This is a genomic window from Trichocoleus sp. DQ-A2 (genome assembly GCF_039961915.1).
Classification (GTDB): Bacteria; Cyanobacteriota; Cyanobacteriia; order Cyanobacteriales; family FACHB-T130; genus FACHB-T130.
Map to the genome: position 1 here is coordinate 109,158 of NZ_JAMPKD010000004.1, position 25,502 is coordinate 134,659.

Here is a 25,502-nt window from a genome sequence, read left to right on the forward strand (position 1 = left end):
AGGAACCACGAATCCTGATTAGTAAATTTGTGTAGTTGAATAAAGAATTGATGAAGAACCGGAATACTTATGTGAAATTACTGTGTGGAAGACCGCTTTAAAGTTATCTTTAACCAGCTTTTAAAGTAACCGTCTGATGCTCGTGATAGTAAAAGTTCTGAGGCTAAGACATTATGAAAGCAAAGCATTGGCTTTGGACGGTTAGTTGCTCGCTGGCACTATCTACGCTCTCTATCACGGCAAATACCACCTCTACTTATGCTGCTTCCCTGGTTAATACTCTGGCGATTCCGGGGGAAAGTACGGATCTATTCCCGACTAATGGCGACAATGGTGGTGCTAACATCAATCGCTTAGGTTTTTTCTCGGATCTATATTACGATCGCTACGAGAATGTGTACTACGGTTTGGGCGATCGCGGTGCAGGAGGCGGTGTACTTTCCTACGAAACCCGAGTTCAGAAATTTTCGCTGGATGTTGACCCAAACACGGGGACGATTAGCAACTTTAAGCTGCTGAAGACCATTTTATTTACTAAGGACGGTGAGAACCTCAACGGGTTGAACCCCCAGTTACTCAACGGCGATACCGGAATTCTTGGTCTTAGCTTCGATCCAGAAGGCTTTGCAGTTGCACCCAACGGCAACTTCTACGTTTCAGACGAGTATGGCCCCTCTGTTTATGAGTTCACTTCGACTGGTTCGTTCATTCGGGCCTTTGCCACTCCAAGCAACATACTTCCTCTAGCTGGAAGCGTTCCCAATTATGTCGATGGTCGCCCAATCCTTACTAGCGGTCGCCAGGATAACCGAGGCTTTGAGGGAGTGACTCTTAGCCCAGACGGTAGAAAACTGTATGCGATGCTGCAAGACCCGCTCGTAACTGAGGGAAGTCCCGATGGACGACGCAGCCAGAACTTGAGAATTGTGGAGTTTGATACGGCAACAGGTGATAGCGTTGCCCAATATATTTACCAGCTAGAAAGTCTTGCCGCTATTAACGATCGCATTCCCGGAACTGATGACGATTTTGGGCAGAATTCTCAAGGTCGTAATATTGGTATTAGCGCCATTACCGCCCTCAATAACAATGAGTTCCTGGTACTGGAACGCGATAATCGCGGCGTGGGCGAAGCCGATCCTCTAAGTGAAGCCCCAGTCGCCAGTAAGCGGGTTTACAAAATTGATCTCACAGGTGCCACAGATGTCAGCAACATCAGCTTGATAGGTACAAATACTTTACCATCTGGCGTAATACCTGTTAGCAAGTCTCTGTTTTTAGATGTTGCAGCGCAGCTGAAGGCGAGTGGTCAAGTAATCCCTGAGAAGTTGGAAGGTTTGACAATCGGGCCTAAGCTAACGGATGGTTCCTACGCAATTATCCTTGGCACGGATAACGACTTTAGTGTGACTCAGGGGAATGCTGGTCAGCAGGATGTTTGCACAGATGGTACAGCCTTTACTCTCGTATCTATTGATAGCGGCTGTCCCGCCGGACAAAAATTACTTCCAGGCTACCTCTACTCGTTCAAAGCTAGTGCTACAGAGTTAGAGGGGTTTGTACCTCCGGAAAAAGTGCCAGAACCAGCGGCAACGGCTGGATTAATGCTACTGGGTTTTGGCGGTTTGTTGCTTAAGCGGCGGCAATAAAAAGGCAATGTAAACAGTGCCCAAATTCGGGTGTACCAAAGCTACACCCGAATTTGGGGAAAGACAGGCACTCATGTAAAACAGAAGAATTCTTCAATCTCGTTACTCAGCTTACGCCTGGTAACGAAGATTTGGATGCGATCGCATCCGAAGAGTCTTTATATTGAGTCCTCGCGTGCGCCTTTGACTTTAGCTTTGGCTTTGGCAGCACTACGCTTGAGGGCAGAAAGCCGCGTTTCGTATTTGCTCCGTTGCCGTTTGTTTGGGGTTAGCTCTAGCAAAGCTTTCAAAGCGCTACCCAAACTTTTGTAGGCGTTGGGGAGGGAATAACCAAAGCGGGTGGCAAGCGCGATCGCTTTCTCATCCGCTTCAATCATCTCTTTTACCTGCTTCTCTCCACTATTTTTTTGATACAATCTCCAGCCTGAGACACCACACAATGCCAAGGCTAATATCAACAGCAAGCCATCCTGCACCCACAGTTCGCCGACAGCACCGCCTAAACCAATTGCTAGCGCCGCCATTTCCCAGCCATCTCTAGGGATGGTGTCGTTTTGAATTCGGGCAACTTCGTGCCAAAACAGCAAATTCCGCTGATCGAGTGCTAGCTGATCCCATTTCACCAGATCAATTTGAACCTCAATTTGATCCTTGCCAATTTCTTCACAGCGGATCAGGGGTGGATTCACTTCAGTCGTTCCTTCGACTGTTACCCAGCTTTGCAATTCTGGCGGCAGTAAGGTTTTTAACCGCCGGAGTTCGCTCATCTCAGCTCTAGCAGAAGAGGTTGCATAGGATGTCATAGTCGTCCAGCCCCAGGAAATTCGCTTTTCAATCGTAAGGTTATTACTTTGGAGTATAGCGATCTTCGTGCCCGGATTCAGATTCACTCAGATGGGAATAGTCCCCGCTTCTTACGCGCTTCCATCGCTCTCTCCAACATTTGCAGTAATCCAGGAGCTTCTTCTTGAAGGGTAAGCAGTAGCCTTTCTCCCAATTCTCGATCGCCTGGATCTTTGCCGGTTTCCATCACCTCTTTCAGTCGAGGCATCGCTACATTATCAATAATTTGAATTAAACCTGACAAACAACGGTTGAATTGTTTTTCGGTAAGACTTGAATCTTCTAAGGGAAACTCAATGATGGCACGAATTTCGCCATCGTTTGGGTCATATTCCCATTGCAGCATTTTGGTTTCCCAAGAAATGCACAGCATTGTCTGGAGGATCGCTTCTTTGTAAGGATGATCTTTAACTCCAGATATAACTTGGGGCGCAAATACCTTGAAAAATTCCCCATCCTCATCCAGCTGGACAACAATCAAGAATTCGTCTACGTTTTCAGCTTGTACACCCGTCAGAATCCGGTACGCTTCTTCGTCGATGTGATATTTCCAACCTTGATTGTCTAGATACGTGGCAATCTGTCGTAAAGTAGCGCCCATGACAGCCTCGCTGCGTCAGGTGGAGCAGGAATAACACGACACAGTATAACGTGCTATCTGACAACGGCATAGAGAAAGCCGTCTTTAGTTAGGGCTTGGGGCGATCGCTTGCTTCTAACGCTGTTCCGATCGGGGTTTGGTTTGGAGCTAGGATAGCGATCGCGTCTTTTGTTTCTCAAGCAATTTTGCTCCGAAAAACCCAACGCCAGATGCCTGCGGTACAGTTCAAATTTGCCTAGCGCTGGTGGGAACGACCGCCAAGATAGAGTGCCGCGGCAAGGGCGATTCCAGGTAATGTAATGACTGCTGCCAATGGAGAACGTAACCAACTCGCTTGCTCGTACCGTTCTCGATAATAAGTAGACCTAAGCGAACAGGGTTGAGCGGAACTGACTGAACCCAACAAAATGCTACTAGCGATCGCAGTGCTAGAAGCGATCGTAACCAAAGATAATTTTGTTTTCATACAGTTTTTTCTCCTACCGCGTTTTAGTGCAGGGAACGATCCTGAGCGATCGCGCAAAGTTTCATTTAATTCTAGCTGCCTCTGACTAAACTGGGGTGGAATGCTACGCAAGTGCAAAAAAAGGGGAGTGCGATCGCTCTAACTCAGACAAGCTAAAACTAAAGTGGTTTTTGTAACTGCACAACCCTTCCGGAAGCCTTTGTAGCATTTCAAGCCAGTACGTTTTCTGACAAAAATGCCTTTTCCTATCTAATTCGCACAGTCAAACTACCAACTGAAAACTGAAGAACTAACAAAAACTTGGAAAGCATTTATTGATGGTGCCATACAATTAGGTTGAAATTCAGTATTACTCCTGAATCGGAGCGTCTTTGAGGACTGTTAAAATACCCAGCAGTTTAGCTGTGTATATTGATATGAACTTAGAGCGATCGCTCATGAAGCTAGCCAATGCCGTATCTAAGCTTAATGAACTTTCATCAATGGAAATTTGTACTGAACCAAAATGTACTAAACAAGTTTCTAAACCAGGTCATAAATTGTGTTACGAGCATTGGAAGGCTAACAACACTCAAGCGTCACCCACACCAAAACCTAAACCGAAGCCTCAGCCATCGTCTTCCCCATCGCTGTTGTCCGCTACCAGCATCAGCGAGAAACTGGCAATACCCAAGCACAAAGTTAACCCCATTTTGGCTGAATTAGGATTGTTGAGCAAAGACCAGAACGGCTGGGTTGCTACCAAGTTAGGAATTAACTTCGGTGCGGTGCAAAAAACTTATTCGCAAGACGGCATGCTATACGTTCTCTGGTCTGAGTCGATTCTGACGAATCAAGCGTTCCTCACGACTATCCAAAGTATCAATGGTGATAGTTTAGAAGCAAGTACCAAGGAAGCAACCAGCGAACAAGGGTTTCGCGAGAAGTTTCGGGCTAGCGCACAGCATCGCACCACTGATGGGCATTGGGTTCGATCAAAGGCTGAAGCTCTGATTGATAATTGGTTGTATGTTTCGGGAATCGTTCATGCTTACGAACGACGACTACCCATTGAGGAAGAAGCGTACTGTGACTTTTATCTTCCATCAGGGAGAGTGTATATCGAGTATTGGGGATACGACAACGATCAAGAGTATGCGGCACGTAAGCGAGTTAAGCAGGAGCTATATCAGAAGTACCAGCTCAACTTAATCGAATTATCGGATGAACATATCAAGAATTTGGATGATTGCCTGCCCAGAATATTACTGAAGTTTGGTGTAGTTATTAGTTAAAGAACTCATATAGTTATCCTGTGTTTGCGATCGCTTCCTCTCTTCCTTCGCGTCCTCTGTAGTTGGGTAAAAAAGCGATCGCAATTCGACCCTTCTATCAAGATGACCTAACTTTACTGATAAAAGTAATAGGAGCGATCGCATCTAGATCGCTCCTACTATTTATTATCTATTACGCCCCTCACCGAAAAGCGGAAAGGGGCAAGGGGCGAGGTTCTTAAATCTTCGCTTCTTCTCTCACTAACTTATCCCAACCCAAATCTTTAAGGTTGTTATTCCGGCGCAGCGGACGAGTCACCAACTCCAGAATGTCACGAGCATTTGTAAAGCCGTGAATCTGAGCAAAAGTGAACTCAACAGACCACTTAGTATTGATACCGCGTGCTTCCAGTGGGTTAGCGTGCGCCATACCAGTAATCACCAAATCTGGTTTGAGTTCGTAAATACGCTGAATTTGGTTATAGTTGTCCGGCTTCTCCACAATTCTAGGCGTTGGTACACCCATTTCGTGGCAAGTTTTCTCTAGCAACGCCAACTCAGCGGCTTGATAGCGCTTATCCATGTAGGGGATGCCGATTTCCGGGCAAGTCATGCCACAGCGCACCAGGAAACGAGCTAAAGAGATTTCCAACAAGTTATCGCCCATGAAGAAGACAGATTTGCCGCGAATCAACTGGACATAGTCTTCCAGATTTTCCCAGATTTGCGCTTCCCGCTCCTCTAGCCCTTTGGGTTCAATCCCAAACACCGAGCAAATTTTCTCAATCCAGGCGCGGGTGCCATCGGGACCAATGGGGAAGGGTGCGCCGATGAGTTTGCACTTGCGGCGACGCATCAGGGTGGTAGCAGTGCGGCTGAGGAAGGGGTTCATGCCAGAGACGTAGTACCCTTCTTCCAGAACTGGCAATTCGGTGTAACGCTTGGATGGCAACCAACCTGAAACTTTAATGCCTTGCTTTTTCAGTTCCAGTGTCAGATTGGTAACAACTGGATCGGGGAGAGAACCGAAGAGAACCAGTGGCGGATGCTTGACATATTCCGATTCATCGGCGGCAACATCTTCTTTTTTCTTGCCGAAGTTGAGCAGAGAAGCGATCGCATTCCTTTCTTTCTTCTCAGTTTCTACCACGGGTGCTTTATCGGGACAACGGGCAGCCATCGCCGCCAGTACGGTGTCTTCCCCTTGAGTAAAGGCGTAGTCTAAACCATTCGCGCGAGCCGTCACAATGGGGATGCCAATTTCGGATTCTAGCTTGGGTGCCAAGCCTTCCAAATCCATTTTGATGATTTCGGTGGTGCAGGTGCCAATCCAAACAATGACGCTGGGGTTGCGATCGCGCTTAATTTGCAAACACAGCCGCTTCAACTCTTCATAGTCATTCAACTGAGCGGAGATATCTCCTTCTTCCAACTCAGCCATCGCGTAGCGGGGTTCCGCAAAAATCATCACCCCCATCGCGTTTTGTAAGAAGTAGCCACAGGTTTTTGTACCAATAACTAGGAAGAAACTATCTTCTATCTTTTGGTACAACCAAGCTACGCAGCTGATGGGACAAAATGTATGATAATTTCCAGTTTCACACTCAAAATTAAGCGCTTCCGGTTCTGTATTCGCAAGGGTCATAGTAAAGGTTTCCTCTCAAATTTTTAATTGATTGTTAGTCAAAAGGTGATTAGTTATTAGTCATTCCAGAGACTAAGAAATTCTGACTTAATGACTCATAACTATTGACAAATTACTCAGGCTCTGGGATTAGAGCGACAATCTCTGCATCCTTAAGCTTCATTTGCAGAGCGATCCAGGAACGATTCGCTTGAAAATATTCCAACCACTTCTGCTTCAAAGCAGATGTAAAGTTTTCAAAAAAAGTCATCCTTTCTGTTAGCTCATCCTGCCAATACTGGGTTAACTTTTAGCGCTGCCAAGGAAAGCGATGCTTTTTATAAACTCCCTCGCAAGATTCATCCACCTTAGCAGCGATACGACTGGCTGATTGAGCAACATTGACAGCAGCCGGAGGTAGCATTCTGACTTCCTCTGTATCTGTTTTTTCAGCCGATAGTGCCTCTAGCTCATCGTCGGGAGCCGCCGGTAATGCCTCTAGCTCATCGTCGGGATCGAAGTCTAGCCCAAAGCTCGCCACAATTCGGTCGGGGTCTGCATTGAGGTCCACAATCAGGGGAAGCATCTCATTAAATTGCGGGTCTAGAGTCGATAGCGTCGCCAAAATGAAGCTGGAGGTAGGGCGTCTTTGTCCTTCAGATGTCACCCAGACTTGCAGACGATTGAGCCAGTGGTGATTTTTTCGATAGTAGTCTAGCCATTTGGCTCTGACCGATTCCCGTAGCTGCTCAGGACGTAGCTGCTCAGGACATAGCTGCTCGGTGTTCACAGTTGGGCTTGATGCTGATGCTGGTGAAAATAATTTGGTTTGGAGAATGGTGCATAACAATACGCACGTCAAGATTGACACTAAAAGCATTGATCCATTCTCCATCCTTAGCTCCCTAAACCATCATCATATCTAGCTCTTGTTCTTCAGTCTTCACCTCTGGCTTGGTGGGATTGAGGTAGAAATCAGACAGCAAGGAGAACAACTCGCGGTCTGGAGCATCGTTCGGCACAACACCCTCTGGACGCGCCAGAATTTGGTCGGCAATGTTGAGGTAGTAATCGCAGACGTAGTTCAGCGAGGGGTCAGTCTCTGCCATTTCAAACAGAGTTTTGCCCTTAACACGGGAAACGCGAATGTCTTCAATCAGCGGCAACACTTCCAGCACTGGCATCGGTACCGCAGAAATGTATTTCTCGATCAGGTCGCGCTTAGCAGTGCGGTTGCCAATCAATCCGGCGAGACGCAGGGGGTGAGTCCGAGCTTTTTCACGGACAGAAGCGGCAATCCGGTTGGCTGCAAACAAGGCGTCAAAGCCGTTGTCAGTGACAATCAAGCAGTAGTCCGAATAGTTGAGGGGAGCTGCAAAGCCACCGCATACCACGTCACCGAGTACGTCAAACAGAATGATATCGTACTCATCGAAGGCGTTCAGTTCCTTGAGTAACTTCACGGTTTCGCCTACCACGTAACCGCCGCAACCGGCACCAGCTGGGGGACCCCCTGCTTCTACGCAATCAACGCCGCCATAGCCTTTGTAGATGACATCTTCAGCCCAGACATCTTCGTAGTGGTAGTCCTTTTCTTGAAGCGTGTCGATAATTGTGGGAATCAGGAAGCCGGTCAGGGTGAAGGTGCTGTCGTGCTTGGGGTCACAGCCAATTTGCAGGACTTTCTTGCCGCGCTTGGCTAGAGCCACAGAGATATTGCAGCTGGTTGTGGATTTGCCGATTCCGCCTTTTCCGTATACTGACAGTTTCACGCGCTTCGTCTCCTATAGTTTCATTTCAAACCAGGATGGTTGTCTTTGGTGTTAGGCAGGGCATGAATAAAGTCGCTGCCGAAGAAAGCCAGCCGTAGATTGCTTTTTATCTGGGTATGAACTGCATTATTGTCCAACTGCCGCAGAAAATAAAGGGGATGGAGGAATGGATTAGGTACTAATCGCGATTATTGAGAAGATAGATAAGTTTTTAATGTTTTCCGTTTCCTAAAAATGCTTATAAAGCTGCAATTTAAATTTTTAAGAGGTTTTGTACTCTCCTAATTAATAATGTGGAACAAAAGACAAAAAGCTCGGGGCGAAGAGAAGACGCTCACGCTACAACGTGAAACCGATAATTTGAGGCTATTTAGGACTCTGCGAACAACGGCGCTCGTCGAGAAAGTCTTAAACTGTACCTATAACTCGGATTGACTTCGCCTAATCGGCTACACTGCCTGAAGCAGATGGCTAATCAAAAGGGTCACAGAGGCATCTGCAAGTAAAGTGGGGATTTTGATGAATAATTATTAATTTTTGAGAGACAGTTTTCTAGGAATCCGAGTTGAGTTCACAGTCAGGGAGAAGATCGCAGAGGGGCGGGAAGAGGCTAACATCAATCACCGAAAGGGGAGGAGGGATGGTTTTGCGGAGCGCCTGGTGTTCCGAAGCAATCCGTCGTCATGACCAAGACTAAAGCGATCGCTATCTCTCATCGGGAACGCTTCTTGACTAGGCTTAAATTAGGACGCCATCTTTTTCTAAAGCGTATGCGTTGATTTATGGAAAGCCTTAGAGTCGGATTTTAGTTAAAGCAACTATATCTATATGAATACAGAAAGTGACATTCTCATCATCGGCGGCGGTGCGATTGGCTTAGCGATCGCCCTCGAACTTCGCTTGCGGGGGGCAACCGTCACCGTCTTGTGCCGCGACTTCAACTCCGCAGCGGCTTATGCTGCTGCTGGAATGCTAGCACCCCAAGCAGAAGGGATTCCGACGGGCGCAATGCTGGATTTATGTCTGCGGAGTCGGGATTTGTATCCGGACTGGGCAAGCAAACTGGAAGCGATCGCAGGGGTATCTATCGGCTACTGGCCTAGTGGCATCTTGGCACCCGTTTATCTCAATCCTCAGTCCTCAGCCCTCAGTCCTCACTCCTCAGCACATTGGTTAGATAAAGATGCAATCCATCAAATTCAACCCGGACTGGGTTCAGATGTTGTTGGTGGTTGGTGGTATCCCGAAGATGGTCAAGTAGACAATCGGGCTTTAGTTCAAGCCTTGCGGGTGGCAGTGAGGGAATCAGGTGTAGATATCCGTGAAGGCGTGGCAGCTGAAGCCCTCCAGCAACAGAACCGGAGAATCAACTGCGTCAGAACAGCATCTGGGGATTTTCGCGCTCAACACTATGTCTTAGCCACCGGGGCTTGGTCAAATGAATTATTGCCAATTCCGGTCAGCCCGAAAAAGGGTCAAATGTTATCCGTGCAAGCGCCTGGGGGTAGTCAGGAGGGATTGCCTCTCAAGCGGGTACTGTTTGGTGAGGAAATCTACATCGTGCCGCGTCGGAATGGACAACTGATCGTGGGAGCCACTAGCGAGGATGTGGGATTCACACCCCATAACACTCCAGCCGGAATCAGAACCTTATTGGAAAGCGCGATTCGCCTTTATCCCACCTTGCAGAACTTTCCCATCCAAGAATTTTGGTGGGGATTTCGACCGGCGACACCCGATGAGTTGCCGATTCTCGGTTCTAGCGCCTGCGAGAATTTAACGCTGGCAACGGGTCATTACCGCAACGGAATTTTGCTGGCACCCGTGACGGCTTCGTTAGTGGCAGACCTGATTTGGGAGCAAAAGTCCGATCCCCTGTTAGACCATTTTCACTACTCCAGGTTCTACGCTGGATCTAAACCCATCAATGCAACCCCCAAAATGCTTCAAATAAGCCATCCTTCTGAATCCGGGAGAATTCAAGGCTCGTCCCTACAGATGAATCATTCCTTGGAAACCCTGCCATCCGATCCTTTAATTATTGCGGGTCGGACTTTTCGCTCTCGCCTGATGACTGGTACCGGCAAGTATCGCAGCATCGAAGAAATGCAGCAAAGTATTGCTGCTAGCGGTTGCGAAATTGTGACAGTGGCGGTGCGCCGGGTACAAACAAAAGCGCCCGGACATGAAGGGCTGGCTGAAGCGCTGGATTGGACAAAAATCTGGATGCTACCCAACACTGCTGGCTGCAAAACCGCTGAAGAGGCGATTCGAGTGGCGCGTCTGGGGCGGGAGATGGCAAAACTTTTGGGTCAAGAAGACAATAACTTTGTCAAGTTAGAGGTGATTCCTGACTTAAAGTATCTCCTGCCCGACCCAATTGGCACTTTGGAAGCGGCAGAGCAACTGGTGAAGGAAGGCTTTGCGGTTCTGCCTTATATCAATGCTGACCCGTTACTGGCTAAACGATTGGAAGAGGTTGGCTGTGCGACGGTGATGCCTTTGGGTTCTCCGATTGGTTCCGGACAGGGCATCAAGAATGCAGCGAATATTGAAATCATTATTGAGAATGCTGGGGTGCCAGTGGTGGTGGATGCCGGACTGGCTACGCCCAGTGAGGCAGCGCAGGCAATGGAGATGGGGGCTGATGCCGTGTTGATCAATAGTGCGATCGCTGGGGCAAAAAATCCTGCTGCGATGGGTCGCGCAATGGCTCTGGGTGTTGAGGCTGGGCGTCTCGCCTATCAAGCCGGACGAATCCCTGTAAAAGTCTACGCCAACCCCAGTTCTCCCCTGACTGGCACGATTACCAGTTAAAGGCTAAAGGGGCTGAGGAGAATGTAAGTTCAACCTCTCCTTGGCACTCCTGCACTTAGTCGGTACCAAGATTCTCTCCTCTGGCGGAAGTAGTGTAAATAATTCATGCAAAAGATAGAGTACATTGACCCGATTCTTTGTTACAATTATTTACAAAATAAATCCCAGATAAGGATATCATTCATGCGATATACAACCGAAGACGGCGGACGTTTGAACAATTTTGCAGTAGAACCAAAAGTTTACAAAGCAGAACCGCCAACCCAGGATCAAAAGCGCAACTATCTCTTCATGGGAATTGGCGCGATCGCTTTGCTTAGCAGCTTAATATTTGTTGCTATTTCGGCATCCAATGTAGGCTAAGCACCCACCTGATACTTTTCAGGAACGGGTGAAATAAGGCAAAAGTAAAAAGTTAAACGTAAAAAGAAACAGAATTTCGTTTTTTTGTCTTTTGCCTTCTACTTTGAATTGAACGTAGGTTTACCGTTGAAGGTTTTTTGTCGCTTCTAGGGCGTCTTGGTAACTTTCTGTTCTTCCTTGGGACTTGAAAAGGTCTGCGGATTTCTTAAAATCTGCAACTGCCGCTTGACGATTATTCAATCGTAAGTAGGTGATTGCGCGGTTGTAATAGGCTTCAGCAAATTTAGAATCTAAATTTACCGTCTGAGTATAATCGTCAAGCGCTTTGGCATGTTGTCCTAGCCGGTTGTAAGCTAAACCCCGATTGTAATAAGCTCTGGCATTCTTGGGGTCGATTTGTAAAGCTTGGTTAAAATCGGCAATTGCGGCTTGAGTTTCTCCTAGATCGTCGCGAGCATTGCCTCGGTTAATATAGACACTTGCATCTTTGGGATTGAGTCGGATGGCCTCCGTAGAATCAGCGATCGCTTGTTGATAATTTTCGAGAAGATAGTAGGAATATCCCCGGTTGCCGTAAGCATTTCCGTACTCAGGATTAATCCGAATCGCCTCAGTGTAATCTGCGATCGCTTGCTGATAAGCTCCGAGGATGTGACGGGCATACCCCCGGTTGTAATAAGACTCTGCATCCTGGGGAGCAAGACGGATCGCTTCGTCAAAGTCTGCGATCGCCCCCTCATAATCACCGGCGTCTAGTTTATCAACGCCCCGGTTGTATAAATCAACCGCGCTCATCGTTGCCTTATTATTATCAGCTGCACTCAGTAACTGGCTGGGCGGCAACTGAGCGTAGACAGCAGTAGGAATTCCACCAATTACTGTGGTGATTCCGACAATGGCGATAGTTTTGCGAATGTTATTCATAGCTTGTCTTTTCTCGCCCCGCTGGAAAGGACTGAGGACTGAAAGCTGAAGACCGATCGCTGAGGTAAAAAATAAACATCAGGGGAAACGTGAAATCTATTTTCTGTTTCTTCCTCTTGAGGTAGTCCTCAGCACTATTTTCTCACTCAGTCCTGTCGAATCAATCCTTTGCACTATTTTTTTACGTGCCAGCTGGCTGAGCTTCCTGATCGATAAGCTGGCGGAACTGAATGACATCTTGCCGGGGATCGGCATGGCTGACTCGGACTTCTAAGCGATCGCCAAGTGCCACTGAGTGGGTGAACCGCATCGCCAACTCTAATCCCAAATCTTCTAACAAAATTAATCCTAATCGGTCATCTTCTCGCAACCATCGCAGCATCAGCGCTTGCCAAACCTGATCGCCATGACGCCGCAGGTACTCTAACCCCCAATAACGATTTGTCTGGCGTTCCACTAACCTTGCTTCTTGGGAGGCGGTGCCGATACCCAGCATAACTTCTTGTAACTCTTGCGCTGAGAATGGCGTGGGTTCGCCGCGTAAATGCGCCTTTATTTGGAAATGCGCCAGCAAGTCGCTGTAGCGGCGGATTGGAGATGTTACCTGAGCGTAGGTTTCCAGCCCCAAACCGGCGTGTCGTCCCGGCGTGAGGCTCATTTCGCTACGAGGCATACATCCCCGCATTGCACAAAATCTCACAGGTCCTGCGGGCAGCTGCAATAGTTCCTCTTCTGAGGGAAGTTCGGGTTGGGGTTGACTGCGAAAGGGCAGAGGAATATTGTGAGTTTTGCCGTAGTGGGCAGCCACTTCACCCGTGAGAATCATCATCTCCGCTACTAATTGGCGTGCGGGTGAGTCTTCCAAAATTTCAATGATGATTTCGTCACCATTTACTTTAATCATCGCCTCTGGCATATGGATGTTAATCGAGCCTTGGGACTGCCGCCATGATTGGCGACGTTTCGCCCAAGAAGCGATCGCTGTTATCTCTGGTTCTGCCTGGATACCCAGTTGCAGCATCTCATCCACATCGTCGTAAGTCAGGCGATAGGTCGGCTTAATTAAGCTGGCACTGATGCAATAGTCCTCTACGGCACCTTTTTCATCCAAAAGCACGCCAAAGCTCAGCGCCCAACAAATTTTTCCTTGCACTAAGCTCATCGGCCCGGTTGCCAAACTCGGCGGGAACATCGGAATCATCCCCGTCGGTAAATACAACGTTGTGGTACGCCGTCTAGCTTCTAAGTCTAATTCATCTCCTGGGGAAACCAAGCGCGAGGGGTCGGCAATGTGTATCCAAAGCCGCTGACGCCCATCGGCGAGGGTTTCCATACTCAATCCATCGTCTATTTCCTTTGTACTTTCATCATCAATCGTGTACACCTTCAAATGAGTCAGATCTAATCGGTGCTCATCCGAATCGTTCGGCGCGAACTCAGCATACTGCTTAGCCACTTCTATCACCTTGTCTGGAAAGTGAACGGGGATCTGACTGCGCCGCAGATATAGATTTTCGTGAGGACTCCACAATCCCAAATCCACCAGCAGTTGAAACGCAGCTTGGGGAGTTCCAGGGCGTCCAAGCTCGCTCATTGTTTCCAAAACAGGTGCTGGAGGGGGATAGGCGCGATTCAGAGATTCTTGATTGAGTCCAGCACGAACGACATCTGTCAACAGAGCCGCATATTTTTCAATGGCTTCCAGGCGTTGACGTTCGCGGCGTTCCCACTTTACCTGTTCGCCAGAGAGCGCCTTTTGCACGCGCTCTACAAATTCTTGCCGCCGCAAGAGCCGTTCTTTTTCGACTTCTATCTGATGTTTTAGTTCTGCTACCTGAGTAGCAGGACGCGGCTCGTAGCGATCGCCTTTTTGCTTGAAATAAAGTCTATCTTCAGATAGCAAATAGTACGCTGCGTAACATAGGGGGGCACTTTTGTCAGAAAACAGCACTGACGCCATTTCCACATCTGTAACGCTCGTTCCATCCTCTACCAATAATTCCCATGCTACCTCCAAGCCAGTTGGGTCCAGATAGCGCTGTACCTCTTGGAGGAAGCTGGAAATTTGTGCAGGTTTATAGCTTTCACCTGCAATCTTATAGGTCATTTGTCGGGGATGGATGGTGTGGGATTGACCTTTCTCGTCTACCACAATCCAGTGCGTTTTGCCTTCTTGACGTTCTGCAACAGCAAGACGCCGCTCTCCATGCAGCCGAAACTCAATTAACGTTCCTTTCTCCACAAGTTTTTGGCTTACGCAGTAGCATTCATTGGACAGCCCATCTATCTACCAGTTTAGCGGCGTGGCGATTGTAAATTGTAGATTTTCGATCTAAGTCCAAAATCCACCCATCCCCAATCCAAAATTGAGTTAACCTTCAGGGTTAATAAAGGGCAACAGAGCCAAAAGGCGTGCCCGCTTAATTGCTACGGTTAAATCTCGTTGTTGCTTTGCTGTTAAACCTGTAATTCGGCGAGGCAGTATTTTACCCCGCTCTGTAATAAATTTCCGCAACAAATCGACATCTTTGTAGTCGATAGGTTCGTCAGGTTTAATTGGGGAAAGGCGGCGACGGAAGTAAGTCATCGTTGGTGATTCGTTGTTAATTGTCAGCACTCAGCACTCAGCAGTCATTGGTCATTAATCAAAAACTAATGACTCAGGACTGATGATTACTTAATTTCTTTGTGGACGGTATGTTGGTTGCAGTGGGTGCAAAACTTTTTCAGTTCAATCCGCGCCGTCGTGTTCCGGCGGTTCTTGGTGGTTGTGTATCGGGAAACACCCGGCGATCGCTTGGCGATGTTGGTGCGACAGTCGGTGCATTCCAACGTCACAATCAGGCGCGCCCCCTTCTTACTTGCCATAATGCTATTTCTACAAAATTCAAGAGGACAAAATTAAACACAAACCAATATTATTTCATACGACGAGTCACTTGAGCAAGTAATTTTTTGACGCGGATATCTAAAGAATAACCTCGGCGCGTCTGCACGATACAAGTTCGCCCGACGCGATCGTGAAAAGCTTGTTGCCACTCAGCATCTGCAAAAGCCACCCCGCAATCCACCGCTAGAGGGCTGATCAGCAGCAGCAAAGAGACCCCGTTCGACACCCCAATGGTCAGTCCCACCATCGCCAAAACAGCAGCGAATCCCAGAATCCCTTCGCGCTTGCATAACTCAAAAAGCCCAGGAGTTTTGCGGTATTTGGGATCGACGACTTTCATATCCAAAGCCCAGCGTCCCACACTCTGTCCCTGATTTCGCGCAACCAGAAGCACTCGCCCAGCTAGCCATGCGATAATGAAAACCAAGATTTGTGCAATCGGGATACCCGGAGTATTTGCCCCAAAGGGCAAGCTAAAGAGCCAAATAATTAGAAAATCAATCGCAAAAGCAATACACCGTCGCTCAATTGGCACCTTAGGTAATCGGCGGTTGGTCAGTTCGTTACGCATGAAAAATAGCTTTTCCGACGGTCTATTTCCATATTAAGCTTTCACCTAACCGCTTTTTGTCTGTTGTCCGTGAATGTGTTGATAGCGACGACTCTAGGGGTACGGCTCTCCAAACAGTGCCCACCAACTAACTGGCATCGGCGGGTTTCATTGGATAGACAAAAGCGACTCACCGATATCTTGGTTAAAAGAGCCGCTAGGCAATGCAACTAACCTGTAGATGCGATGAATCAGCGTCTCTACTAACTGACAATTTTTTAGACAATTCTTGAGAAGAGGCTGGATTGATGGCGATGCTGTTGGTTAAAGAAGCAGAGGCAATCATTTTCGATTTAGTGCAACCTCTAGATAACCAGATGGATGCTGAGGTTGTAGACCTCTCTCGTGCCAATAGTCGGATTCTAGCGGCTGCGGTGACGAGCGAGTTGGATTTTCCCCACTGGACGAATTCAGCAATGGATGGGTATGCGGTGCAATTTTCTGATGTGCAGGGAGCTAGCGCCGAACAGCCAGTGGTGCTGGAAATTGTAGAAGAGATTCCAGCCGGATATCAACCGCAGCGATCGCTCCAAACTGGGCAAACCGCCCGCATTTTGACAGGTGCGGTGATGCCAGAGGGCGCTGATACTGTAGTGATGCAGGAAGTAACGCGGCGGGAGGAGAAGCAAGTGTTTATCTTTGCTGCTCCAGCAGAATTAGGAGCCTTTGTGCGTCACCGGGCAGCTTTTTACCAGGCGGGAACTGCCCTTTTGCCAGGGGGAATTAGACTCAATGCTCCGGAAATCGCTATCTTAGCAGCGGCTCAGTGTACTCAATTGCCCGTTTACCGACGCCCTCGCGTGGCAATTCTGTCCACTGGCGACGAATTGGTGACACCGGATCGACCCCTGAAGCCCGGTCAGATCGTGGACTCCAATCAATACGCCCTCGCTGCATTAGTGGCACAGACGGGGGCAGAACCTCAGATGCTGGGGATTGTCAGGGATGAACCAGAGGCACTCAAGAAAGCGATCGAGCAAGCTGTCGCCACCGCTGACGTGGTCATTTCTTCCGGCGGCGTTTCCGTAGGCGACTACGATTATGTGGATGAAATTCTTGCCCAACTTGGTGCTGAGATTCATATCCGTGCTGTTGCGGTTAAACCCGGTAAACCTTTAACCGTCGCCAGATTTCCCAACGCCCAGCGTTCTGTTTTATACTTCGGTCTACCGGGAAATCCAGTTTCTTCCTTGGTGAGTTTTTGGCGATTTGTGCAGCCAGCCGTGAGAAAACTTGCCGGTTTAGCTGAGGGTTGGGAGCCAAAGTTTGTACAAGCGCGATCGCATCACGATTTGCGTTCAGACGGTAAACGAGAAAGTTACCTTTGGGGCAAAATGAATTTAGTAAACGGTGCTTATGAATTTCATTTGGCTGGCGGTAGTCACAGCTCCGGTAATTTAATTAATCTTGCTCAAACTAATGGTCTGGCTGTTTTACCAGCAGGTCAAACCTTCATTGCATCTGGAGAGCCGGTGCAAGTTCTACCAATTGGTTAACCCAAAGAGTCATTGGTAAAAACTTTAAAGTTTTGAGTGTTGAATTACAGAACTCTCTTCGTACTCAAAACTTATTGCGCTTAGTTCCTTCCAATTACCAAAAACCTCTTTTGCCAGTGGGTAAAACGGTTGCCCAATTCGTTTTTGCCTGCGATAGCTGTTCCTCGCTAACTTTTGCCCCCGTGAGATTAGCGCCACACAAATTTGCACCTCGGAGATTCGCATGATTGAGATAGGCAAAGCTCAAATCTGCACCGCGTAGGTCAGCACCTTCCAAATTTGCCGTGCTGAAGTAAGCCCTGCCCAAATTTGCCTCCTTCAGAATTGCCCCAACTAAATTCGCCCTGCCAAAATCGGCACTAGACAAGTCAGCGCCCTGAAGGTTGGTTTTAGCTAACTTAGCCTGATGAAAAATGCCTCCTGATAGGTTAACCCGTTGCAGGTTCAGCGAGCTTAAATCTTGAGAGGCAAAGTCTCGTCTACCTTTGGTGTAGGCAGTTAACACGCCAACAGCATCCAACTTGGCAGGAAGTTTTGACTTAGCATTGCCGTTAGAACCGCTATTTTTGAGCATCGTCGGCGGATAACCAGAGCCGGTAGCAGGACTTGGTTTATACATACTTCCCCCGGTTTGCGGTCCGGTCATGCCTAACTTTTCTCGACGTGCTCGAATTGCCATCGCCAGACGTTCTGAGGCGGAAGTGCCAGTCGAAGGGGCTGAGGAAAGTGTTGGACTGCTTAAGTCTCCAGAGTTGGTGTAGCGATTGCCTGTTTGTGGTTGTCGCTGGGAGCTATTGGGTTTAGTCGTTAAGCCTTGCTCCAAGCTGTCGAGATACGGTTCCAGGTCAAGCGCTCTCAACACTTCCTCAGCAGACTGATAGCGATGACGAACCGAAACCTCTAGCAATTTCTTGAGAACATCGGCAAAATGATCGCTGATCTGAAGCTGCTTTCGCCAGAGCATTTCGCCCGTTGACGGGTTGTAATCTAAGTCTTTTGGCGATTTTCCAGTCAGCAGATAAACGCAAGTGACTCCCAGTGCATACAGGTCGCTCGCATAAACCGGGCGCATTGCCATCTGTTCGGGCGGGGCAAATCCAGGTGTCCCAATTGCGTAAGCCGTCAAAGCGGTTTGCTCGGAGCTACTGTTTGCCGTTGTCGGACTGACTTGGTTTTTCACTGCTCCAAAGTCAATCAGAACCAGTTTGCGGTCTTGTTCGCGGCGAATCAAGTTGGCGGGTTTGATGTCCCGGTGAATCACCTGCTGGCTGTGGATGTAGTGCAGGACGGGCAAAATCTCGCTTAAGAATTGCTTGACACCAGCTTCGCTTAGAGGTCCCGATCCTTTAACCTCCTGCTGTAGCGTCAAGCCGCTGATATATTCCTGCACTAAGTAAAACTGCTGATTGTCTTCAAAGTAATCCAGCAGCCGTGGCACTTGGGGATGATTGCCAATTTTCCCCAAGGTTCTGGCTTCTCGTTCAAATAGCTCGCGTGCCATTTGTAAAACGTGGGCTACAGTCGTTGCTGGTCTCAGTTGCTTGATTACGCAACTTGGCTCCCCAGGCAAAGACTCATCCTCAGCTAAAAATGTCGCTCCAAAACCTCCTTGCCCCAGCGCTTGACTGACTCGATAGCGCTTTCGTAATAGGAGTTCTGAGCCACAGGACCGACAAACTTCGGCGTGGTCGTGGTTTTGCGGATTTGGACAGGCGGGATTGAGGCAGTAGCTCATTCAGACTCACCGGGATGCTGAAACCGGATATTGCTACCCTAACTTAAATTATCGAGGCATTAATAAACAATAAGCATGGTACATTTACGGACAATTCTTTAAAGAGTTGCTAAAGACGATTAATCTTTGCTTAAAGAATTGAAAAACGATGTACTCCTGCAACTGCCAAGATTTTTCTCAAACATTGCAGTTAGAGACGGTATTAAATTGTAATCAAACAACTAGCGAACAGAAGAAGCGGGTCGGGATTAAGCACAAAAATTGTTTCCATATCTTTGATAGCACATCCGGAAGCGCTAGATGTGATTGGTGTTACCCCTAAAACACTCATGCCATCTGGAAGTGAGGGCAAAATTCTGGCAGAACAAAGGAACAAAGAAGCTGAGGGGGATGGTGCTAAGCAACACGCTCACCTGGAGAAGCGATCGCACTCACCCTCCCCGAAGGCTCTCCCAGAAGGCTGCGTCTGCGGGCATTACTATCTTTGGCTTTCCCCACTCGTCGCCGGAATGCTTCAGCTGTACAAAACGGTAAAATGATCGGGCTGAGGTAAGTAAAAGCTTAAGCGTAAATGCGTATTTCTCTGAACTGGCTACAAGAATTGGTTGACTTGACGATGACTCCGGCGGAGTTGGCGCACACGCTAACAATGGCTGGGTTTGAAGTAGAAGATATTGAAGACCGCCGCACTTGGGCGGATGGGGTGGTGGTCGGGAAAGTTCTAGAGATTCAACCCCATCCGAATGCAGATAAACTCAGGGTGTGTACGGTCGATGTGGGGGCAACGTCTCCCTTGAATATTGTCTGTGGGGCATCCAATGCCAGAGCAGATATTTATGTGCCTATCGCCACCATCGGGACTTATCTACCTGCTGTTGACCTGAAAATTAAACCGGCAAAACTCCGGGGCGTTCCTTCCGAAGGGATGATTTGCTCTTTAGCGGAATTAGGTTTGGCAAAAGAGTCCGCAGGAATTCATATTTTTGGGCAAGAAAATCTTCAACTGGGTAGCGATGCGCGATCGCTCCTAGGCTTAGATGATGTAATTTTAGACTTGACATCTACCGCGAATCGTGCTGATGCTTTGAGTATGGTTGGCGTTGCACGGGAAGTCTCGGCACTGACGGGTGCCGCCCTGCGACTTCCACAAGTCCCAGAAGTGTCAATCCCGAAGGGGAATGGCGGTCTGAAGTTGCGAATTGCTTCGGGTCAAGCGTGTCCGGCTTACATCGGGACGGTCATCGAAAAGGTCAAAATTGCCCCTTCTCCCGCATGGTTGCAAGGGCGATTACAAGCCGCTGGAGTCCGACCCATCAATAACGTGGTAGATATTACCAACTATATTTTGCTGGAATGGGGTCAGCCGCTCCACGCCTTTGACCGCGATCGCTTGCAATCCGTGGCAAGTGGTGGTGGGGGAACTTCACCGCTCCAGATCGGGGTACGCTTTGCCAATACTGGGGAATCCCTAAAAACCCTCGACGGTCAAACCCGCACCTTGCAACCGCAAAATCTGCTGATTACTGCCAACGACCACCCGGTGGCACTGGCTGGGGTCATGGGCGGTGAAGAAACCGAAGTGTATGAAGGGACTGAAAATTTAATTTTAGAAGCCGCTTTGTTTGACCCGGTGGCAATCCGCCGGTCGGCACGCAGCCAAAACTTAAGGACAGAAGCCTCTGGGCGCTACGAGCGGGGCGTCAATCAGGCAGAATTGGGAATTGCTTGTCAACGAGCGATCGCGCTGCTCTCGGAGTTTGCAGGGGGCACTCCCGTAGCACAAGAAATTGCCGACACAAGACCCGACCCCTCAACTTGGAGTCGTTCGATTGAACTGCGTCTAGACCGGGTAAATCACGTTTTAGGCCCAGTAGAGATGGGAGACACTGAAACTACAGGGGAAGTTCACGCTGAAGATGTTGAGCGCATCCTAACGGCACTAGGGTGTCAGCTACAGCCAGTGACGAAGCAGGATGAAGGTGGAATGCGGACGGATCGAGAAGATTCTAAGCTTCAGCCTTCGGAATCCCTGAAGTGGACGGTGAAAGTACCGCCTTATCGCTACCGAGACTTGGAGCGAGAAATCGATCTCATTGAAGAAGTAGCTCGCCTCTACGGCTATAACAAATTCTGCGATACCCTACCCGACAAGACTGAACCGGGGTATCTTTCGGTCGATCAGATGCTGATGCGTCAGATGCGGGAAGCATTCCGCGCAGCCGGATTGACAGAAGTTATGCACTACTCTTACTCAGTCGCGAAAACTAAGAACGATACAGAAGTCGCGATCGCAAATCCCATGTTTGCAGAATATTCATCTCTGCGAACTGAATTAATCTCCGCTTTGATTGACTCCTTCCAGTACAACTTAGAACAAGGTAACGGCCCGTTGAACGGGTTTGAAATGGGTCGGATCTTCTGGCGGGAAGAAGACGGACTGATCGAAGCCGATTCCGTTGCTGGAATTTTAGGAGGCGACACCTTTACCCAAGGCACTTGGACGCGGGGAGGAAAGCCACAACCAATGACTTGGTTTGAAGCCAAAGGAGTGTTGCAAAGTGTATTTGAGCAACTCAGCCTGCCAGTAGAATATCAACCAGACCGCCGCGATCCACGGCTGCATCCCGGACGCACGGCTTCTTTGTGGGTACAGGGAAACCGATTGGGAACGTTTGGGCAACTCCACCCCCAACTCCGGCAAGAACGGGATTTGCCGGATGAAGTCTACGTGTTTGAGCTGGATTTGGATGTTGTCTTAGATTACCTGGATGCAGAGGAAAACCGGACGCCTCTGTTCAAGCCTTACTCCACCTTCCCCGCATCCAGCCGGGATTTGGCTTTGTTCGCTTCGATTCAAGTTTCTGTCTCAGACTTGAAACGAGCGATCGCGAAAGCTGCCATTGCAGACAAACACAAGGGGACATCCCTACTAGAATCGGTCGAGTTGTTTGATGAATATCAAGGGAAAAATGTCCCGGAAGGACAACGCAGCTTAGCGTTTCGCTTAGTTTACAGAGCTAGCGATCGCACGCTTACCGATGAAGATGTCGAGCCAGTGCATCAAAAAGTCCGCGACGCGCTCGTCGAAAAATTCGGCGTTAATCTGAGAAGTTAAATAAAGTTTTGAGGGTTGAATGTTGATTTAACCCTCAAAACTCAAAACTCAAAACTTTACTGCTATTAACCATGCCTAAATACGTAATGTGGGGAAGCTATTGCGAAGATGTTTTAGAAAAGCGATCGCCTTACCGGCAAGCGCATCTAGACGGTCTTGCTGCCCAAAAAGAAGCGGGTATTCTGATGACGATTGGCCCGACGAAGGACATCACTAAAGTCTTCGGCATCTATGAGGCGGAAGATGAAGCCGCCGTGCGCCAGTTAATTGAAGCTGACCCCTACTGGCAAAACGGCATCTGGACTGAATACGATGTCAAAGAGTGGATTCAAGCCATCTAATTCCACCAATCAAGCGCATCTCAATTGAGCAGATTTACCGAGAAGCTCCTCAATTCTCCTGAGAAGTAGGAAATTGAGGGGTTTCTACCTCTCCTTACTCAGGCAAAGCCAGCCCCACAACCACCGCCAGTTGCCATTTCCGATAGAATTTTGAGCATAAAATAAAGAAATCACCGTTAAATTAACCCTAGCGGTGAGGACTATGGTAGAAACCAGTAATAACAAGCACGGTAAGTTTTACAAAAACGCCACCAGGCTAGGGTTCTGTAGACTCTCAAGCAGACTGAACAGGAGTCTACTTGAGAGTCTGGCGTCGGCGAACAGGAGCCGTGAGAAGGTTGGAGATGACAGAATCCACGGATGAAGATAGCCAAAAGACAACACTGCGTCAAGCCCAATCAGAGATGCTAGAAGCAGGCAAACAGGAGACTTTAGACATCTTTAGCGAACTTTTAGAGCGGCTGTGGGAACGCATTGTCGGTTTAATTGGCGAGACGGCGACGGTTGCTGTTTTTCGGAGTGCCCTCTTAGAAGCAAGTCGCGACCATCCGCTATGCCAAGAAATTAATATCGATAGCGATGGAATTTGCCTTAAGCAACTGAAGAACAATTTGGATGCCTTCGAGCGTACAGCCGTCCGAGCCGGACTGATGGCTTTTACTGATAACGTAATGGCTCTACTAATCGATTTAACGGGTGGAATCCTGTTGCGGAAGGTGGAACCCCTCGTGCAGCAGTTAAAACAACAACTGGAAAAGGGCTGAGGGATGAGCAATATTAAACTAATGCCGACAGGTGTTCCCAACTTAGACGCCGTAATGGGCGGAGGCATCCCTGTTTACTCACTGAATATTGTTGCTGGACAACCGGGGACAGGTAAGACAATCCTGGTGCAGCAAATGCTCTTTAACCACATCCGGAATCACAGCACTGCCAAAGTTCTTTACCTGACAACCCTTTCGGAGCCGACGTTGAAGGTGGTGCGCTATATGCAGTGCTTCAGCTTCTTTGATGTAGAAGTTTTTGGCGAACAGGTACTTTTTCAGGATATCGGGCCTTTTATCCGCGAGCATTCCCTGACCGAATTAGCTGACGAGATTCTCGCCAGGGTAGAAAAACACCAACCGGAAATTCTGGCGATTGATTCCTTTAAAGCCATCCGCGATTTGTCTGACGACGTGAGTGATTTTCGTCGTTTCTGTTATGACCTCTCCGTTCGTCTAGCGAGTGCGCGGTGTACCGCCTTTTTATTAGGGGAGTATGACCGCTCGGATATTGGCGAAGGGGCAGAGTTTGCGGTAGCTGATGGCATTGTTTATCTAAACATTGCACTCCAGGAGGGGGAACAGCAGCGTTTTCTCCAGGTATATAAAATGCGCGGTCGAGCGACGGAGATGGTGCCTTACCCGTTTGCGCTCACAGATGGGGGGGTTCAGGTTTTGGGTTCAATGCTGACGCTCAAACGTCGGGAGACAAGTTTGGAGGAGGAGAGCGAGACGGCATCGACAGGAATTACTGGACTAGATAGCATTCTTCGGGGCGGCATCCCTCAGGGGCGGTCTATCCTCCTTTCCGGCGTCTCTGGAACGGGTAAGACGACGCTTGCCATGCAGTTTCTCGTCAATGGCGCTCTTCAGGGAGAGAAGGGACTGCTGTTTTCTTTTGAGGAAACGCGCGATCGCTTGTTCCGAATGGCAGAGGGTTTCGGCTGGAACCCTCAAGATTTGGAAGCCAAAGGCTTGTTACGGATCATTTTTATTCCCCAGACGGAGATTCGGGTCGAGGAACACTTAGAGTACATGGCACAGGAAATCGCAAGTTTCCAGCCTTCGCGCTTTGTCATCGATTCCTTTTCTGTCTTCCTGCACAAAGTGAAAGATTTGGCAGTGCAGCGGGAAAAAACTTTCCAATTGTCCACGCTGGTGCAGCGGGTTGGTGCGGTGGGTTTTCTCATCTCGAATATTCCCGCAGGCGAAGTGAACCGCCTTTCTCGCTTTGGGGTGGAAGAAACCGTGGTGGATGGGACGATTGTCCTTTCCACAGATGTCAATGGTCTTCAGCGCCGACGCTACATAGAAGTTTACAAAATGCGAGCCGCCGACCATGTGCCAGGTCGCCACCGCATGGAAATCGGTCATCAGGGCATTGAGGTGTTATATCTGGCACCGACTGAGCAAAAAACTAGCGGAATGAAGACACCGCCCCTACTGGCTTTCTCGCCGTTAAACGCGATCGCACGGGAGGGAGTTTTCTACGGTTCTGCTTGGTTGGTGCGGGGGGAACAGGGAGTTGGCAAGACGACGCTTGCCCAGCAGTTTGCGATTGAAGGATTGCAACGGGGGGAAAGCGCTCTGTTTATTGCTACAGAGGCTCCTAGCTACTTGCTACGCCAACAAATGGAAGTGTTCGGAGTCGAGATCGAGTCTTATTTGCGATCTCAACACCTGCGTATTTTAGATACTCATCCTTTCTCTAGCGAAGAATATATTGACCTGACTGATATGGAACGCTTTCTCTACGATATCGAGCGTCACCTGCGGGCAATGCCCAAACCCTGTCGGTTGATTACAGATTCTCTGACCCCGCTTGCTGTCCAATATGCTCCGGATGAGTTCATCACCTTCATCGAACGCAAGAATCGTCTGCTGCGGCAACTGGATGTGGCATTATTTGACACAATTCTCCCCAAAACACTCAATGAGAGCATTCTTTACAGCTTGCTTAATAGTTACGATGTCGTTCTGGATGTGTACGTTCCGAACTGGGGCGAGATGGGTCAGACGGGGCAAGGTTTTCGGGTACTTCAAGTCCGTAAATCTAGAGGGACTCACTCTGACACCCGCCCCTATCCTTACACGATTCGCCAAGGGAAGGGAGTTAGCGTCCAAGAAGGCTTTTACGGAGAAATTTAAATTTATATCTGGTTGCTTTTACTAAAAAGAGCCTTCCTACGGATAACGAGAAAGAAGGCTGGAAAGCTGTATCCTACTCCAACAAATCGAT

24 protein-coding genes are annotated in these 25,502 nt (G+C 48.6%); 10 read left to right on the forward strand and 14 right to left on the reverse strand.

The window, feature by feature from the left end; all coding sequences use genetic code 11:
* Positions 1 to 170: 170 nt before the first annotated feature.
* Positions 171 to 1,649: an esterase-like activity of phytase family protein gene (locus NC997_RS04930; RefSeq protein WP_190528528.1), complete on the forward strand. Its 1,479-nt coding sequence runs from the start codon at positions 171 to 173 to the stop codon at positions 1,647 to 1,649.
* A gap of 158 nt (positions 1,650 to 1,807) precedes the next feature.
* Here NC997_RS04930 and NC997_RS04935 read toward each other — a convergent pair whose 3' ends face one another.
* The 4 genes from NC997_RS04935 to NC997_RS04950 all read right to left on the reverse strand — a co-directional run bounded on the left by NC997_RS04935 (position 1,808) and on the right by NC997_RS04950 (position 3,559).
* Positions 1,808 to 2,452, reverse strand: coding sequence for a DUF3318 domain-containing protein (locus tag NC997_RS04935; protein WP_190429385.1), 645 nt, complete (start codon positions 2,450 to 2,452; stop codon positions 1,808 to 1,810).
* A gap of 83 nt (positions 2,453 to 2,535) precedes the next feature.
* Positions 2,536 to 3,093, reverse strand: a complete 558-nt coding sequence (locus NC997_RS04940; protein ID WP_190412560.1) for a hypothetical protein — start codon at positions 3,091 to 3,093, stop codon at positions 2,536 to 2,538.
* Positions 3,094 to 3,146: 53 nt separating this feature from the next.
* Positions 3,147 to 3,272, reverse strand: coding sequence for a hypothetical protein (locus NC997_RS04945; protein WP_277881819.1), 126 nt, complete (start codon positions 3,270 to 3,272; stop codon positions 3,147 to 3,149).
* A 56-nt stretch (positions 3,273 to 3,328) separates the two neighbouring features.
* Positions 3,329 to 3,559 carry a hypothetical protein gene (locus NC997_RS04950; RefSeq protein WP_190528383.1) on the reverse strand — a complete coding sequence of 77 codons (231 nt, stop codon included), beginning with the start codon at positions 3,557 to 3,559 and terminating at the stop codon, positions 3,329 to 3,331.
* A 404-nt stretch (positions 3,560 to 3,963) separates the two neighbouring features.
* Between NC997_RS04950 and NC997_RS04955 the strand changes: the two genes are divergently transcribed.
* Positions 3,964 to 4,833, forward strand: coding sequence for a hypothetical protein (locus NC997_RS04955; RefSeq protein ID WP_347276209.1), 870 nt, complete (start codon positions 3,964 to 3,966; stop codon positions 4,831 to 4,833).
* A gap of 217 nt (positions 4,834 to 5,050) precedes the next feature.
* Here NC997_RS04955 and NC997_RS04960 read toward each other — a convergent pair whose 3' ends face one another.
* The 4 genes from NC997_RS04960 to bchL all read right to left on the reverse strand — a co-directional run bounded on the left by NC997_RS04960 (position 5,051) and on the right by bchL (position 8,208).
* Positions 5,051 to 6,457, reverse strand: coding sequence for a ferredoxin:protochlorophyllide reductase (ATP-dependent) subunit N (locus tag NC997_RS04960; protein ID WP_190429383.1), 1,407 nt, complete (start codon positions 6,455 to 6,457; stop codon positions 5,051 to 5,053).
* A 112-nt stretch (positions 6,458 to 6,569) separates the two neighbouring features.
* Positions 6,570 to 6,707: a DUF5331 domain-containing protein gene (locus tag NC997_RS04965; RefSeq protein ID WP_190528385.1), complete on the reverse strand. Its 138-nt coding sequence runs from the start codon at positions 6,705 to 6,707 to the stop codon at positions 6,570 to 6,572.
* 39 nt (positions 6,708 to 6,746) lie between these two features.
* Complete coding sequence (locus NC997_RS04970; RefSeq protein WP_348257764.1) at positions 6,747 to 7,226, reverse strand: DUF5331 domain-containing protein; 480 nt, start codon at positions 7,224 to 7,226, stop codon at positions 6,747 to 6,749.
* A gap of 115 nt (positions 7,227 to 7,341) precedes the next feature.
* On the reverse strand, positions 7,342 to 8,208 hold the full coding sequence (bchL, locus tag NC997_RS04975) for a ferredoxin:protochlorophyllide reductase (ATP-dependent) iron-sulfur ATP-binding protein (protein WP_190412565.1): 867 nt from the start codon (positions 8,206 to 8,208) through the stop codon (positions 7,342 to 7,344).
* A gap of 828 nt (positions 8,209 to 9,036) precedes the next feature.
* Here bchL and thiO point away from each other — a divergent pair.
* A complete protein-coding gene (gene thiO, locus NC997_RS04980) occupies positions 9,037 to 11,025 on the forward strand; it encodes a glycine oxidase ThiO (RefSeq protein ID WP_190528388.1) in 1,989 nt (662 codons plus the stop codon).
* Positions 11,026 to 11,208: 183 nt separating this feature from the next.
* Complete coding sequence (locus NC997_RS04985) at positions 11,209 to 11,388, forward strand: ssl1498 family light-harvesting-like protein (protein WP_190412567.1); 180 nt, start codon at positions 11,209 to 11,211, stop codon at positions 11,386 to 11,388.
* Between the two features lie 120 nt (positions 11,389 to 11,508).
* Here NC997_RS04985 and NC997_RS04990 read toward each other — a convergent pair whose 3' ends face one another.
* From NC997_RS04990 to NC997_RS05010, 5 genes are all read right to left on the reverse strand, one after another.
* Positions 11,509 to 12,312, reverse strand: a complete 804-nt coding sequence (locus NC997_RS04990) for a tetratricopeptide repeat protein (protein WP_190412568.1) — start codon at positions 12,310 to 12,312, stop codon at positions 11,509 to 11,511.
* 181 nt (positions 12,313 to 12,493) lie between these two features.
* The gene (locus NC997_RS04995) at positions 12,494 to 14,554 is read right to left on the reverse strand and encodes an RNB domain-containing ribonuclease (protein ID WP_190528390.1); all 2,061 of its coding nucleotides are present in this window, start codon (positions 14,552 to 14,554) and stop codon (positions 12,494 to 12,496) included.
* Between the two features lie 129 nt (positions 14,555 to 14,683).
* Positions 14,684 to 14,899, reverse strand: coding sequence for a 30S ribosomal protein S18 (gene rpsR / locus NC997_RS05000; RefSeq protein ID WP_190412875.1), 216 nt, complete (start codon positions 14,897 to 14,899; stop codon positions 14,684 to 14,686).
* A gap of 86 nt (positions 14,900 to 14,985) precedes the next feature.
* Entirely contained in the window at positions 14,986 to 15,180 is a 195-nt protein-coding gene (gene rpmG, locus NC997_RS05005; RefSeq protein ID WP_190412570.1) for a 50S ribosomal protein L33, read from the reverse strand.
* 50 nt (positions 15,181 to 15,230) lie between these two features.
* On the reverse strand, positions 15,231 to 15,773 hold the full coding sequence (locus NC997_RS05010) for an RDD family protein (protein WP_190412571.1): 543 nt from the start codon (positions 15,771 to 15,773) through the stop codon (positions 15,231 to 15,233).
* A 293-nt stretch (positions 15,774 to 16,066) separates the two neighbouring features.
* On the opposite strand from NC997_RS05010, the gene glp reads away from it, so the two are divergent.
* Positions 16,067 to 17,308: a gephyrin-like molybdotransferase Glp gene (gene glp, locus NC997_RS05015; protein WP_190528531.1), complete on the forward strand. Its 1,242-nt coding sequence runs from the start codon at positions 16,067 to 16,069 to the stop codon at positions 17,306 to 17,308.
* A 94-nt stretch (positions 17,309 to 17,402) separates the two neighbouring features.
* Here glp and NC997_RS05020 read toward each other — a convergent pair whose 3' ends face one another.
* Positions 17,403 to 19,043, reverse strand: a complete 1,641-nt coding sequence (locus tag NC997_RS05020) for a serine/threonine-protein kinase (protein WP_190436889.1) — start codon at positions 19,041 to 19,043, stop codon at positions 17,403 to 17,405.
* 275 nt (positions 19,044 to 19,318) lie between these two features.
* On the opposite strand from NC997_RS05020, the gene NC997_RS05025 reads away from it, so the two are divergent.
* The 5 genes from NC997_RS05025 to NC997_RS05045 all read left to right on the forward strand — a co-directional run bounded on the left by NC997_RS05025 (position 19,319) and on the right by NC997_RS05045 (position 25,411).
* Positions 19,319 to 19,582, forward strand: a complete 264-nt coding sequence (locus NC997_RS05025) for a hypothetical protein (RefSeq protein WP_190528392.1) — start codon at positions 19,319 to 19,321, stop codon at positions 19,580 to 19,582.
* A gap of 32 nt (positions 19,583 to 19,614) precedes the next feature.
* A complete protein-coding gene (gene pheT, locus NC997_RS05030; protein ID WP_190528394.1) occupies positions 19,615 to 22,158 on the forward strand; it encodes a phenylalanine--tRNA ligase subunit beta in 2,544 nt (847 codons plus the stop codon).
* Positions 22,159 to 22,229: 71 nt separating this feature from the next.
* A complete protein-coding gene (locus NC997_RS05035) occupies positions 22,230 to 22,499 on the forward strand; it encodes a YciI family protein (RefSeq protein ID WP_190412575.1) in 270 nt (89 codons plus the stop codon).
* A 344-nt stretch (positions 22,500 to 22,843) separates the two neighbouring features.
* A complete protein-coding gene (locus NC997_RS05040; RefSeq protein WP_190528397.1) occupies positions 22,844 to 23,263 on the forward strand; it encodes a hypothetical protein in 420 nt (139 codons plus the stop codon).
* Positions 23,264 to 23,266: 3 nt separating this feature from the next.
* On the forward strand, positions 23,267 to 25,411 hold the full coding sequence (locus NC997_RS05045; protein WP_190436901.1) for an ATPase domain-containing protein: 2,145 nt from the start codon (positions 23,267 to 23,269) through the stop codon (positions 25,409 to 25,411).
* The last annotated feature ends 91 nt before the right edge of the window (positions 25,412 to 25,502 follow it).

What these genes read in the sequence shown, in the direction of transcription:
- thiO (WP_190528388.1), top strand. Translation starts at nt 9,037, where the DNA reads ATGAATACAGAAAGTGACATTCTCATCATCGGCGGCGGTGCGATTGGC.
- rpmG (WP_190412570.1), bottom strand. Translation starts at nt 15,180, where the DNA reads ATGGCAAGTAAGAAGGGGGCGCGCCTGATTGTGACGTTGGAATGCACC.
- NC997_RS04935 (WP_190429385.1), bottom strand. Translation starts at nt 2,452, where the DNA reads ATGACATCCTATGCAACCTCTTCTGCTAGAGCTGAGATGAGCGAACTC.
- NC997_RS04965 (WP_190528385.1), bottom strand. Translation starts at nt 6,707, where the DNA reads ATGACTTTTTTTGAAAACTTTACATCTGCTTTGAAGCAGAAGTGGTTG.
- glp (WP_190528531.1), top strand. Translation starts at nt 16,067, where the DNA reads ATGCTGTTGGTTAAAGAAGCAGAGGCAATCATTTTCGATTTAGTGCAA.
- NC997_RS05035 (WP_190412575.1), top strand. Translation starts at nt 22,230, where the DNA reads ATGCCTAAATACGTAATGTGGGGAAGCTATTGCGAAGATGTTTTAGAA.
- NC997_RS05020 (WP_190436889.1), bottom strand. Translation starts at nt 19,043, where the DNA reads ATGAGCTACTGCCTCAATCCCGCCTGTCCAAATCCGCAAAACCACGAC.
- NC997_RS04950 (WP_190528383.1), bottom strand. Translation starts at nt 3,559, where the DNA reads ATGAAAACAAAATTATCTTTGGTTACGATCGCTTCTAGCACTGCGATC.
- NC997_RS04985 (WP_190412567.1), top strand. Translation starts at nt 11,209, where the DNA reads ATGCGATATACAACCGAAGACGGCGGACGTTTGAACAATTTTGCAGTA.
- NC997_RS05010 (WP_190412571.1), bottom strand. Translation starts at nt 15,773, where the DNA reads ATGCGTAACGAACTGACCAACCGCCGATTACCTAAGGTGCCAATTGAG.
- rpsR (WP_190412875.1), bottom strand. Translation starts at nt 14,899, where the DNA reads ATGACTTACTTCCGTCGCCGCCTTTCCCCAATTAAACCTGACGAACCT.
- NC997_RS04990 (WP_190412568.1), bottom strand. Translation starts at nt 12,312, where the DNA reads ATGAATAACATTCGCAAAACTATCGCCATTGTCGGAATCACCACAGTA.
- NC997_RS04960 (WP_190429383.1), bottom strand. Translation starts at nt 6,457, where the DNA reads ATGACCCTTGCGAATACAGAACCGGAAGCGCTTAATTTTGAGTGTGAA.
- NC997_RS05045 (WP_190436901.1), top strand. Translation starts at nt 23,267, where the DNA reads ATGAGCAATATTAAACTAATGCCGACAGGTGTTCCCAACTTAGACGCC.
- pheT (WP_190528394.1), top strand. Translation starts at nt 19,615, where the DNA reads ATGCGTATTTCTCTGAACTGGCTACAAGAATTGGTTGACTTGACGATG.
- NC997_RS04940 (WP_190412560.1), bottom strand. Translation starts at nt 3,093, where the DNA reads ATGGGCGCTACTTTACGACAGATTGCCACGTATCTAGACAATCAAGGT.
- NC997_RS05040 (WP_190528397.1), top strand. Translation starts at nt 22,844, where the DNA reads ATGACAGAATCCACGGATGAAGATAGCCAAAAGACAACACTGCGTCAA.